Source organism: Acidimicrobiales bacterium, assembly GCA_036491125.1.
GTDB lineage: Bacteria > Actinomycetota > Acidimicrobiia > Acidimicrobiales > AC-9 > AC-9.
This window is the reverse complement of record DASXCO010000064.1, coordinates 43,621-55,479: the sequence shown is the minus strand read 5'-3', so window position 1 is coordinate 55,479 and position 11,859 is coordinate 43,621. Positions and strand designations below refer to the sequence as shown.

11 protein-coding genes are annotated in these 11,859 nt (G+C 70.1%); 10 read left to right on the top strand and 1 reads right to left on the bottom strand.

Annotation, left to right across the window (positions count from 1 at the left end):
- Positions 1–15 precede the first annotated feature (15 nt).
- The 5 genes from VGF64_05210 (at position 16) to VGF64_05190 (ending at position 6,142) form a co-directional block, all read left to right on the top strand.
- A complete protein-coding gene (locus VGF64_05210; protein ID HEY1634135.1) occupies positions 16–1,335 on the top strand; it encodes a nicotinate phosphoribosyltransferase in 1,320 nt (439 codons plus the stop codon).
- Between the two features lie 42 nt (positions 1,336–1,377).
- A complete protein-coding gene (locus VGF64_05205; protein ID HEY1634134.1) occupies positions 1,378–2,811 on the top strand; it encodes an FAD-dependent oxidoreductase in 1,434 nt (477 codons plus the stop codon).
- Between the two features lie 55 nt (positions 2,812–2,866).
- The gene (locus tag VGF64_05200) at positions 2,867–4,225 is read left to right on the top strand and encodes an alkaline phosphatase family protein (protein ID HEY1634133.1); all 1,359 of its coding nucleotides are present in this window, start codon (positions 2,867–2,869) and stop codon (positions 4,223–4,225) included.
- 148 nt (positions 4,226–4,373) lie between these two features.
- Entirely contained in the window at positions 4,374–4,703 is a 330-nt protein-coding gene (locus VGF64_05195; protein ID HEY1634132.1) for a hypothetical protein, read from the top strand.
- A gap of 236 nt (positions 4,704–4,939) precedes the next feature.
- A complete protein-coding gene (locus VGF64_05190; protein HEY1634131.1) occupies positions 4,940–6,142 on the top strand; it encodes an Ig-like domain-containing protein in 1,203 nt (400 codons plus the stop codon).
- A gap of 20 nt (positions 6,143–6,162) precedes the next feature.
- Here VGF64_05190 and VGF64_05185 read toward each other — a convergent pair whose 3' ends face one another.
- Positions 6,163–7,584: a class I SAM-dependent methyltransferase gene (locus VGF64_05185; protein HEY1634130.1), complete on the bottom strand. Its 1,422-nt coding sequence runs from the start codon at positions 7,582–7,584 to the stop codon at positions 6,163–6,165.
- Positions 7,585–7,769: 185 nt separating this feature from the next.
- Here VGF64_05185 and VGF64_05180 point away from each other — a divergent pair, with 185 nt between their 5' ends.
- The 5 genes from VGF64_05180 to VGF64_05160 are packed head-to-tail and all read left to right on the top strand — an operon-like array spanning position 7,770 to position 11,840.
- The gene (locus VGF64_05180) at positions 7,770–8,918 is read left to right on the top strand and encodes an SPFH domain-containing protein (protein HEY1634129.1); all 1,149 of its coding nucleotides are present in this window, start codon (positions 7,770–7,772) and stop codon (positions 8,916–8,918) included.
- A 5-nt stretch (positions 8,919–8,923) separates the two neighbouring features.
- Complete coding sequence (locus tag VGF64_05175; protein HEY1634128.1) at positions 8,924–9,829, top strand: Tim44-like domain-containing protein; 906 nt, start codon at positions 8,924–8,926, stop codon at positions 9,827–9,829.
- A 57-nt stretch (positions 9,830–9,886) separates the two neighbouring features.
- On the top strand, positions 9,887–10,312 hold the full coding sequence (locus VGF64_05170) for a TIGR03668 family PPOX class F420-dependent oxidoreductase (GenBank protein ID HEY1634127.1): 426 nt from the start codon (positions 9,887–9,889) through the stop codon (positions 10,310–10,312).
- Positions 10,297–11,409, top strand: a complete 1,113-nt coding sequence (locus VGF64_05165; GenBank protein HEY1634126.1) for a YbhN family protein — start codon at positions 10,297–10,299, stop codon at positions 11,407–11,409. Before VGF64_05170 ends, VGF64_05165 begins: the two co-directional genes overlap by 16 nt.
- On the top strand, positions 11,406–11,840 hold the full coding sequence (locus tag VGF64_05160; GenBank protein HEY1634125.1) for a hypothetical protein: 435 nt from the start codon (positions 11,406–11,408) through the stop codon (positions 11,838–11,840). The genes VGF64_05165 and VGF64_05160 overlap by 4 nt, the downstream gene beginning before the upstream one ends.
- Positions 11,841–11,859: the final 19 nt, after the last annotated feature.

Below are 11,859 nucleotides of genomic sequence, written 5' to 3'. Positions count from 1 at the left end.
GGCGAGGTCACCTCCATGCCCGGTGCGCTGCTCACCGATCTGTACGAGCTCAACATGGCGGCCAGCTACTTCCGCCGGGACATGGCTGGCGAGGCCGTATTCAGCCTGTTTGTCCGCGAACTGCCACCCACTCGGGGGTTCCTGGTCGCCGCCGGCCTGGACGACGTGCTGTCCTTTCTGGAGGGATTTGCGTTCACCGAGGCCGACCTCGCCTACCTCGCCACCATCGGCTTTCAGGGCGAGAGCCTCGAGGCGTTCCGCCACCTCCGGTTCACCGGCGACGTGTGGGGGGTTCCCGAGGGGCGGGTCGTGGTCGCCAACGAGCCGATGCTCGAGGTGACCGCCCCGATCGCCGAGGCCCAGCTCGTCGAGACCTACCTTCTCAATCAGGTGACGATGCAGACGACGCTGGCCACCAACGCAGCCCGTTGTCGGGTTGCCGGGCAGGACCGCGTCGGCATGCTCGATTTCTCGTTCCGACGGGCCCCCGGGACCGATGCGGCACTGGCGATGGCGCGCGCCTGCGCCATGGTCGGGTTCGCCGGGACCAGCAACGTCGAAGCGGCCCGTCGCTATGGCGTGACCCCCGGCGGCACCATGGCCCATTCCTACGTGCAGGCCTTCCCATCGGAGGAGGCGGCGTTGCGCGCGTTTGCCGAGGATCGCCCCGAGCAGGCGACCTTGCTCGTCGACACCTACGACACCGAGGCCGGGGTCGAGGCGGCCATCAGGGTGATCCGCCGTCTCGCACTGGCCGATCGGGCGTCCATCCGCCTCGACAGCGGGGACATCGAAGCCCTTGCCAGGTGGTCGCGCCGGCGTCTCGACGAGGCCGGGCTCGGCAGCGTGCGGATCGTTGCCAGCGGGGGGCTGGACGAGTACGCGATCGAGCACTTCGTCAAGACGGGCACTCCCGTGGACGCGGTCGGGATCGGCACCCGCATGGTTGCCTCCGCCGAAGCCCCGACGCTCGACTCGGTCTACAAGCTCGTTTCCTACGACGGTCGCCCAGTGGCCAAGCTGTCGGCGGACAAGGCCACGCTTCCCGGCCCCAAGCAGGTGTTCCGCGGGTCGTCGGGCGACGGGGACGTGCTGGCGCTGCGGCAGGAGGAGCCCGAACCCGATGCCGAGGCCCTGCTCCAGCCGGTGATGAAGGGCGGCTCCCGTCTCGCCGGCCCCGATGCCCTGTCGGCGGCGAAGGTCCGCTTCGAGGCCGACCTCGGCTGGCTCCCCGCCGCTGCGCTCGATCTCCACCGCCCGGAGGCGGTGCCGGTGCGGTTGTCCGAGCAGCTGGGCCGGCTGGACCGGGAGTTCCGCCAGGATCACGGGCGCTGATCGGGCCGGCAACTAGGGTCGCCACCCTGGGAGGGACCGCTCGTGGCTCACCGGTACGACCTCGTCATCGTGGGGATGGGCTCGGGGGGCATGGTGGCGGCGGAGTTCGCGGCGAGCACGCTCGGGCTCCACGTGGCGGTGGTGGAGCGAGGTCGGGTCGGAGGGGACTGTCTGTGGACGGGCTGTGTGCCCAGCAAGGCGCTGCTGGCGTCGGCCAGAGCCGCCCACGTCATGCGGCACGCCGACAGGTACGGGTTGAAACCGATCGAGCCCGAGATCGATTCGGGCCTGGTCTGGAACCGGATCCGGGCGGTGCAGGACGAGATCGCCTCCTCCGACGATGATCCCGCCCGCTACGCGGCCATGGGCGTCGACGTCGTCTCCGGAGAGTGCCGGTTGGCGGGGCCGAGCACCGTCACTGTCACCGGCCCGGACGGCAACCGGGACCTCGAGGCCCGCTTCATCCTGCTGTGCACCGGCAGCAGACCCTCGATCCCGCCCATCCCGGGCCTCGAGCAGGCCGGCTTCCTCACCAGCGAGAGCATCTTCGAGCTCGATCGGTCGCCCCGCAGCATCACCATGATCGGCGGAGGGCCGATCGCCGTCGAGATGGCCCAGGCGTTCGCCCGTCTCGGAGTGCGCACCACTTTGCTCCAGAAGGGTCCCCGGATTCTTCCTCGCGACGAGCCCGAGCTGGTGGAGATGCTCAGCCGGCGCCTGGTCGACGAGGGTGTCGACCAGCGGCTCAACGTCGAGACCCACGCCGTCGCCGTGACCGGTGACGGCAAAGTCGTCTCGGGCACCGAGAACGGCAACGCCTCGAGCTGGACCTCCGAGGAGCTGCTGGTCGCGACCGGCCGTCGGCCGAACATCGAGGGCCTCGGGCTCGAAGTGGCGGGCGTCCATGTCGGGCCCCGTGGCGTCGAGGTCGATGGCCGGATGCGGACCAGCACCTCGTCGATCTACGCCGCCGGTGACGTGGCCGGACGCTTCTTCTTCTCCCACTCGGCGGGCTACGAGGGCGTCCGCGCCGTGCGCGACATGTTCTTTCCGGGGAAGGGCACCGTGACCGATCTCGTGCCCTGGTGCACCTTCACCGATCCCGAGCTGGCGCACGCCGGGTTGACGATCGAGCAGGCTCGGTCACGGTACGGAGACGACGTCGACGTCTGGCGGCTCGACCTCCAGCACTCGGACCGGGCCCGCGCCGAGAGCGCCGGTGACGGGTCGGTGGTCATCGTCACCGGGAAGAAGACGAGGGTCGTCGGGGCCCACATCCTTGCGCCAGCGGCGGGCGAGATGATCCATGAGCTGGCGCTGGCGATCGACCAGCGGCTCAAGCTCAACGAGGTGGCCGGCTTCATCCACGTGTATCCGACCTTGTCCACCGCGATCGGGCAGCTGGCGGCCGAGGCTGCCTTCGACGGCGCCAGGCGCTACCGCTGGCTGGTGCGCAGGGAGCGCCACCGGTCTTGAACCCAGGCTCGCATCCGCTCTTGTCGGGGAGCCGTCGATGACCCATGGTGGTCGAGTGTCGAGCGCGTCCTCCGGCCACCTGTCCCGCCGGCGGTTCCTCGGCGCTGCCGCCGCGGCAGGGGCGGTGGCGGCCCTCGGCGGGTGCAGCGGTGGGGGTGGCGGGGCCGGTAGCTCCCCTCAGGCGGCCAAGCAGCTCGCCGGGCCCGGGTCGCGGCCGTTCCCGCGGCTGCCCGAGGGCACGGACACGATCCCGCAGATCGACCACATCGTCGTCCTGATGATGGAGAACCACTCCTTCGACAACTACCTCGGCACCCTCGGTCGGGGAGACGGGTTCACCATCGGGCCGGACGGGCGGCCGACGGCGGCCAACGCCGACGCCGCGGGCAAGGTGGTGCAGGCGTTCCGCATGCCCACCACGTGCCAGCAGCAGAACCGTCCCAGCCAGAACTGGAACGACAGCCATGTCCAGTGGGACGGCGGACGCAACGACGGGTTCGTCCGCAGCGGGAGCGGACCGGTCTCCATGGGGTATTGGACGGCCGCCGACCTGCCCTTCTATCACGGGCTGGCGCGCACGTTCCCCCTCGGAGACCGGTACTTCGCCTCGGTGTTGGCCCAGACGTACCCCAACCGCCGGTACCTGCTGGCGGGGACGTCCTGGGGCCTGGTCTCCAATCCGTTGCCTGCTGCGTCTGACCCGCCGCCACCGAACGGGACGATCTTCGACCGCCTCGACGCCCACCGGATCACGTGGAAGAACTACTACACCAACCTGCCCACCGCGTTCCTCGTGCCCTCGCTCGCCCTCCGTGACAAGCAGAACATCGTCCCTATCGATGGCTTCTACGCCGATGCGGCCGCCGGCACGCTGCCGGGGTACTCGATCGTCGATACGGATTTCGAGCACGCGTCGGAGGAGGATCCCCAGGACATCGTCGTCGGCGAGGCGTTCTCGGCGAAGGTGATCAACGCGGTGATGTCCGGGCCGGCATGGGGAAGGACACTCCTGGTCTGGACCTATGACGAGCACGGGGGCTATTACGACCACGTGCCTCCGCCCCCGGCGCCGCTGCCCGACTCGATCCCGCCCGCCATCTCGGCGACCGACCAGCAGGGCCGCTTCGACCGGTACGGGTTTCGGGTGCCCTGCGTGGTGGCCTCGCCCTACGCGCGACGCAACCACGTCTCCCACGTCGTCGCCGACCACACGTCCATCCTGAAGCTGGTCGAGACCAAGTGGAACCTGCCCGCGATGACCTACCGGGACGCCAACGCCAGCAACCTGCTCGACTTCGTGGACCTCCACTCGCGGCCCGCGTTTCGAGAGCCCCCCGTCCTCCCCGCTCCGAACGACAATGCCGCCACCGAGGCCTGCCTGGCCACCGGACCGGGCCAGATTCCGCCGTCATGACCAGGCGTGGCGCCGAACCCGGCCCGACCAAACTCGGCCCGAGCGATCGGCCCGAAAGGTCCGATTACTACCGTTATGTGACAATCGTCACCTAACCGCAACGTGCAGCCTCTTGCATTCTCCGGTGGGCCGGCCATGATGTTGCGCCATGTCTCTCGGCCCGAACCCTGGTTCGACGGTCCCCGACGTCCTGGTGATCGAGTCCTGCCACAGCACCTGGCTGTTCGACACCGAGCGCCGGCTGTTCCGCCGTGTGCTCAAGGGACTGGATCTCGACATCGAGGAGGCGTCGACGGCGTGGCGCCCCTACTACCGGCTCGACCTGGACTCTCGCTCGGACTCCTTCATGGTGATCGTCGAGCCCGCCGGGTCCAGGGCGCTCCGGGCCTGGCGGCACGTCGCCGGCTGCCCGCACTGTGCGGGGGACGTGACCGCCGAGCTGCCCCTCTCGGAGCTGCGTACGCCGGCCTCGGGCTGATCCGACGCCGGACCCCGCTCTGATCGGGTCCTTCAACTCGGCGTTTGCACCCGTTCCGAAGTCGTGTATATAAGTATGGTGGCGTCGTGTGTCGATAGGGGGGTTCGGGGCCTCATGGGCGGGATGCCGCCAGTCGACCAATTGTCCTGTTTGTCCAGATATGCGCGATGCGCCGGGGCCCTCGGACGATGATTCGCTGGCCGACCAGGTGGCCGCGGCGAGGACCGCTGGTACTCGTGGGCACCGTCCTCGTGGTGGCCGCCGCTGCCGGTGTCTACCTGGGGACGCACAACTTCCAGTCGGAGGTGTCGGCCCACGGGCAGCCGCAGGGTGGCGCCAGCCAGGCGCAGCCCGTGGTGAACAACGCCCGGGGCTCGGGCCTGCAGCTGACGTTCAGCCCGACAAACGGGGCGACGGCGGTCCCGCTCAACGCGCCGATCACCGTCAACGCCGCCGGTGGCCACCTCAGCGCCGTGCAGGTGACCGGTCCGCTGGGCCAACCGGTGGCCGGCACCCTCGACCCGGGCGGCGGGAGCTGGTCGTCGGTGCCCGGCGGCCTGGCCCCGCTCACCAGCTACACGGTCCAGGTCACCGGCAAGACCTCCTCGGGCAAGGCGGTCCAGCAGCAGGCGTCGTTCACAACGCTGCAGCCGGTCGCCACCCTGACCGACGACATCGAGCCGACCAGCGGGACCGTGGGCGTGGGCATGCCCATCGTGGTCAAGTTCAACCAGCCGGTGGCCGACAAGGCGGCGGTGCAGCGGGCTCTGGTGGTCCAGATGTCGACGCCGGTGCTCGGCGCGTGGCACTGGATGAGCTCCAAGGAGGTCCACTACAGGCCCCAGGCCTACTGGCCGACCGGTGAGCACGTCACTCTGGCGTCGAACCTGGGCGGTGTGAGCGCCGGCAACGGCATCTGGGGCGTGACCAGCCGCTCGGTCGGCTTCACCGTCGGCGACGCCCACGTCAGCACCGTCGACATCAACGCCCACGTGATGACCGTGACCAACAACGGCCAGGTCGTGCAGACCTTCAAGGACAGCGCCGGGCGGGACAAGTACCCGTCCATGGGCGGGGTGCACCTCGTGCAGTACAAGACGGCGGACCTGATCATGGACTCGCAGTCCGTGGGCATCCCCCGCAACTCTCCCGACGGCTACTACGAGCACGTGGCCCAGGACGTCAACATCAGTGACGGCGGCGAGTTCGTGCACTCGGCGCCCTGGTCCGTCGGTGACCAGGGGAACTCCAATGTCTCCCACGGTTGCGTCAACCTGGCTCCTACCGACGCCACGTGGTTCTTCAACTTCAGCCAGCGGGGCGACATCGTCAACATCGTGAACTCCCCGAGGCCACCCGAGCTGACCGACAACGGCACCGTCGACTGGAACACCCCGTGGGACCACTGGGTGGCCGGTAGCGCCCTCCCCGTGTCCTGATCCCGGAGTCTGCGCTCAGCTCACGACATGCCGGCCGGCGCGCCAGCGCGCGCCGGCGCGAGACCCAGCAGCTCGGCCCGGGTCAGCGGCATGCCACTCTCGCCCTGGGGACCGTCCTTCACCGCGAGCACCTGGTGGATGCTCGTGCGGGCAGCCTCGAAGTTCATCGCCGAGCCCGCCATGTAGAGCCGCCAGATCCGGGCCCGGCTGACCCCGACCAGATCGACGGCGCGATCCCACCCCGACTCCAGGTTGGCCACCCACTTGCGCAGAGTCTTGGCGTAGTGCTCCCGCAGCGACTCGACGTCGCGCACCTCGAAGTGCTGGGCCTGTGCGGCAGTGACCACGGCGCCCACCTCGTGGAGCTCGCCGTCGGGAAACACGTAGCGATTGATGAACGACTTGCGATCCAGGCCGGACGGCCCCGGTCGGGAGATGCCGTGATTGAGCAGGCGACCCTCGGGCCGGAGCAGGTGGAAGAGGTCGCCGAGGTACTCGGCGAGACGCGACAGTCCGACGTGTTCGAACATGCCGATGCTGGCGATGGCGTCGTACGGTCCGTCGTCGACGTCGCGGTAGTCCTGCTGACGGACCTCGACCTGGGACGCCAGACCGGCGTCGGTCACCCGCTGAGCGGCAAGGGCAGCCTGCCGCTCGGAGATGGTGATGGCCACCGCCCGAGCGCCGTAGTGCCGGGCGGCGTGCATGGCCAGGGTTCCCCAGCCGCAGCCGACGTCGAGGACCCTCGCGCCGGGGCGTAGCCCGAGCTTCTGGCACACCAGGTCGTGCTTCGAGCGCTGAGCGTCGTCGAGGCTGGCGCCGGGCGTCTCGAAGTGGGCGCAGGAGTACGTCATGGTCTCGCCCAGGACGAGCCGGTAGAAATCGTTGGAGACGTCGTAGTGGTGGGAGATGGCGGCTGCGTCGCGGGCCTTGGAGTGGAGTCGGCCCCGAAGGCGAGCCTCCTCAGGCGGCGCCGCCGGCGGTGGCCCGAAGACTCCGGACCTCCGGGCGGCCCGCAGCAGGTCGAGCCAGCCCCGTCGGCCCAGACCCACCTTGGCCTCGCCCTCCCGATCTCGGCTCGCCATGCTGTCGCGCAACGCAAGCGCGGCGTAGACATCGCCCTCGAGGTCGAGCTCGCCCGCGACGTAGGCCCTGCCCGCGCCGAGCTCGCGCGGCGCGTAGAGGATCCTCCGCAATGCTCTGGGGGAGCGGATCGTGAGCGTCGCCTGCGCCCGATCGGGACCGAGCGTGCTGCCGTCCCAGAACCGGATGGTGACCGGTGGGTTCGGGCCCACGAAGGCGGTGACCATCGGCTCGAGGAGGTTCGCCATGGGCTTGCCATCGCGCGGGCCTTCGGGGCCGGCCTCGCCATCGCGCCGGCCTCCCGGGCCGGCCTCGCCATCGCGCCGGCCTCCCGGGCCGGCCATGTCGGAGGTGGTCATCGTTGGCCCCCGTCGCTCGCATCCTCTGCCAGGCGTCTACATGCTATGACTCCGCCCTGGCCGTCCGGGTTCTTTACGGCTGACCTCCAGTTCAGCACCGGGCCGAGCCCGAGACGCCCGAACGCGCCGGCCGGACAGTACCCTGGGCGGGTGGGTCCGAGCGACCTCGCCGGAAGGAATCTGCAATGGGTCTGTTCAGCCGTGAGTTCATAGCCGTCCCTGACAACGCCAAGGGACAGCTCGTCTACAAGTGGCCCGACCACAACATCCGCCGTATGAGCCGGGCCATCGTGGACGCCGACGAGACCGCCCTCTTCCTCAACCAGGGCCAGGTCATCGGGACCATCACGCCCGGTCAGCACCAGGTCGACGCCGACGAGCTTCCGTTCCTCGGCGCCTTCATCGACCATGCCACGGGAGGGAACGCCTACCGCGCCGAGCTGTTCTTCGTCGGCACGCGCGAGTATCCGGGCCAGCCCTTCGGGGGCCGGGTCGACGACGTGAAGGACCCCCAGACCGGCACCATCGTGACGCTGCGGGTCTTCGGCGAGTACTCCCTCAAGGTCACCAACCCTGTTCCCCTGGTGACCAACCTCACCGGCACGGTGGACGTGACCAACAACGAGGCCATCACGAACTGGGTCGGTGCCCAGCTGCTGAAGGTCATGCGCACCGAGGTGACCCGCCAGATCCTCGGCAATGGCTGGCCGGTCCTGAGCCTGTCGGCGTACACGCCCGACATCGAGCAGACAGTGATCGATGGCGGGAACGAGATACTGAAGGCCTACGGCCTGGCCATCGTGTGTATGGGCAACTTCGACGTGAACCTCGCCGACCAGGACGAGGCGACCCTCAAGTCACTGGCCAAGGACACCGCCTATTCCAAGCTGGCCGGCGGGTTCCAGCAGTACGCAGCGGGCGAGGCCCTGCTCGGCGCCGGAGAGGGCATGTCCAAGGGCGGAGCGGCCGCTGGGGGAGCCATCCTGGCCACGGGCATGGGAGTGGGCCAGCAGGCGGTGGGCGGTGCGACCCAGCAGCCGCCGGCCCAGGCCCCGCCTCCCGCGCAGGCCCCGCCGGCGGTCGGTGCCGGCGGCCAGTCAGCCCAGCCGGGGCAGGGGACCGAGCAGGCCACGATCGCCTGCCCGTCGTGCTCGGTCCAGAATCCGGCTGGCGCCAAGTTCTGCTCGTCCTGCGGCGCACGTCTCGCCCCCACGGTTACCCACTGCTCGCAGTGCGGCACCGAGCTGGCGGCGGGAGCCCGTTTCTGCACCGAGTGCGGCACCGCCGCAGCACCCCCTCCGGCGGCCGGGCCGGACACTCCACAAGAGGGCTGACGCCCGTGGCTGGACTTCTCGGTTTGCTGCTCGCCCGCGCCGGCGGGGGACACAGCTTCGGTGGTGGAGGCGGCAGCAGCGGCGGTGGCAGTGGGTTCAGCGGCGGGGGAGGAGGCCTCGGGCACGGCGGCTTCTTCTTCCTCCCCATCGGTGGCGCCGGCGGGGGCGTGGTCTTCTTCCTGATCATCGTCGCCATCATCGTGCTCGTCGGCTTCGCCGCCGCCAGGCGGCGGTCACAGCCCGTGCAGCCGCCGTTCCCGAACGAGAACCTGGGGCGCCCGACGTTTCCGAGCCCTCCCGAGGAGGCGCAGATGCCAGCTGCCCACGATGACGTGTCCGACGGTCTGGCGGCGATCCAGACCCACGATCCCGCCTTCGACCGGGACGCCTTCATCGCTTCGTGCGAGCGGGCATTCTTCACCGTCCAGTCGGCCTGGACCGACCAGAAGCCCGAGATGAGCCGCCAGGTCATGGCGGACGGGATCTGGCAGCAGCATCGCGTCCAGATCGAGGGCTACGAGCGCGCGGGCAAGCGAAACGTGCTCGAGGACCTGTCGGTCGGCGCCGCCACCATCGTCGGCGCCAGCAGCGATCAATCCAAGGACACGATCACCCTCCGCTTCATCGCCGCCTGTGCCGACTACGACGTCGACGCCTCCTCGGGCAAGCGGCTGCGGGGCAACAAGTCGGTGGACCAATGGAGCGAGGACTGGGTGTTCCAGCGGTCGAGCTCCGCCACGACCAAGACCGACGGCGGCACCATGCAACAGCACTGCCCCAACTGCGGCGCGCCCCTCGACCTCGACCTGGCCGGCGCGTGCCATTTCTGCAAGGCGCCGGTCATGAGCGGTGCGTATGACTGGGTGCTCGCCCGCATCGACCAGGTCCTGGGTCCGGCCCAGGCGGTTTGACCGCGACCGGCTCGGCGACGACTGAGCGGTCGTGAGCCCGCATCCGGGACCTCCCGCTTGAACGAGCGGGACGCGCAGCGGCGGCTGGCCGAGGCCCGCGTGGCCAGGCTCGCCACCGCCGACGAGCGGGGCCGACCGCACGTCGTGCCCATCTGCTTCGCCGTCGACGGTGACCATCTCTACTCGGCGGTCGACCACAAGCCGAAACGAGGCCCGGACCTGCGTCGCCTCGACAACCTGCGCGCCAACCCCGCCGCTTCGGTCCTGGTCGACCACTACGAAGAGGATTGGGATCGTCTCTGGTGGGTACGGGCCGATGGGGTGGCGATGGTGCTCGAGCCCGAGGACGCTCGGGCCGGTGAGGAGCGAGGCCGGGCCGTCGACCTCCTCGCCCGCAAGTACGACCAGTACGCCGGTCGGCCGCCCGGTGGCGCAGTGATCTCGCTGACCCTCCAGTCCTGGCGATCGTGGGCGCCCCGGTAGGGCCCACCGCGTCCGGTCGATCCGACGACGGCCCCCGACGGGTGGGCGGCAATCGGTCGGCGTGGCAGCGGGCCTGGCCGTTCATCCGGGTCGTCGGGGGTCTGGCGCTGGCCGGCCTCGCCGCCTGGGCGGTGATCGGGCGCAAGGGCGAGCTGGCGGGCGCTGCGTCCTACCTGGAGCACATGGACTGGGTGTGGCTGGTGGTGGCGATCGTCCTCGAGATCGGCTCGATCGTCGCCTACGGCGCCCTCCAGCGCCAGATTCTCCTGAGCGGCGACCTCGATCTGGGGCTACCCAGCTCCACGGCCATCACCCTGGCCTACAACTCGCTGACCAACTCGCTGCCGGGCGGAGTGGCCTGGGGCAGCCTGTTCAGCTACCAGCAGTTCCGCCGCCGAGGAGCGGACGAGACCCTTTCGGTGTGGGCCATCGTGGCGGACAACGCCTGTGCGGCGGTGACACTGGCCGCACTGGCGACCGTGGGCCTGATCGTGGCCGGCTCCTCGCAGAGCTCCGGTCTCGGCGTGGTCGCCCCGACGTTCGGCGTGATCGTCGGGATCGTGGTGGTGGTCGTGGTGGCGTGGCGGCGGGGGTTCCTCCCGACCGCGGCGACCGGCGTCCTGCGGTTGGTCAAGCGGCTCACGGGCCGGCCCCGGGCGTCGCCCCGGGAGGTGGTGGATCGAGGCGTCGCCCGGCTCACGGCGGTGACCCCCAGCCGCCGTCAGTGGGGAGTGGCTCTCACGTGGGCCATGGCCAACTGGGTGCTCGACTGCGGCTGCCTGGTCGCCTCCTTCGGCGTCGTGGGCGCGCGGGTTCCCTGGCGCGGCGTGCTCCTGGCCTACGGAGCGGGCCAGCTGGCAGCCAATCTTCCCATCACGCCGGGTGGACTCGGCGTGGTCGAGGGCAGCATCACCATCGCCCTCGTGGCCTACGGCGGGGCGGAGGCGACCACCGTCGCTGCGGTCCTCGTGTACCGGGTCCTCAGCTTCTGGGCGTCGTTGCCGATTGGGTGGGGGACCGCGGTGGTGCTGGAAATTCAGCGCCGCACGGGCCGAGGCGGGCCCGCTGGGGGACAATCTGAGCTGGTGAAAGCGTGAGGATCCCCTTCCGGAGGGCCGCCGCGGCCGGTGTCGGGCTGGCCCTCGGTGTCGTCGCCCTCGGTGGCTGCGCCTCGGCCCACAACAGCCTCGGCACGGGTTCCAGCACCTGCTTCCAGGCCCTCCCATCGGCGACGGACGCCGTCCACAGCAAGGGCCGCCTGCTCGGTGTGCGCCGGGTGGCGCTGTCGCAGCTGCGTCGGCCCCCGACGCCTCCCACCCAGGCGAACCAACCGAATCAACCGAACCAGTCGAACCGCTCGGTCTGCGTAGTCGCCTTCCAAGGGAAGTACGCCCCCGGCGACGTCGCCAACGAGACCATGCCCCGCAGCGGCAACTTCGCCATCGTGGTCGTCGGCGAGCACGGTGGCCAGCCGCTGCGGGCGTTCGTCACCGACACGTTGCCGCTGCGCTTCCGCCACCTGAGCTGAGTCTGTCTAGGCTCACGCC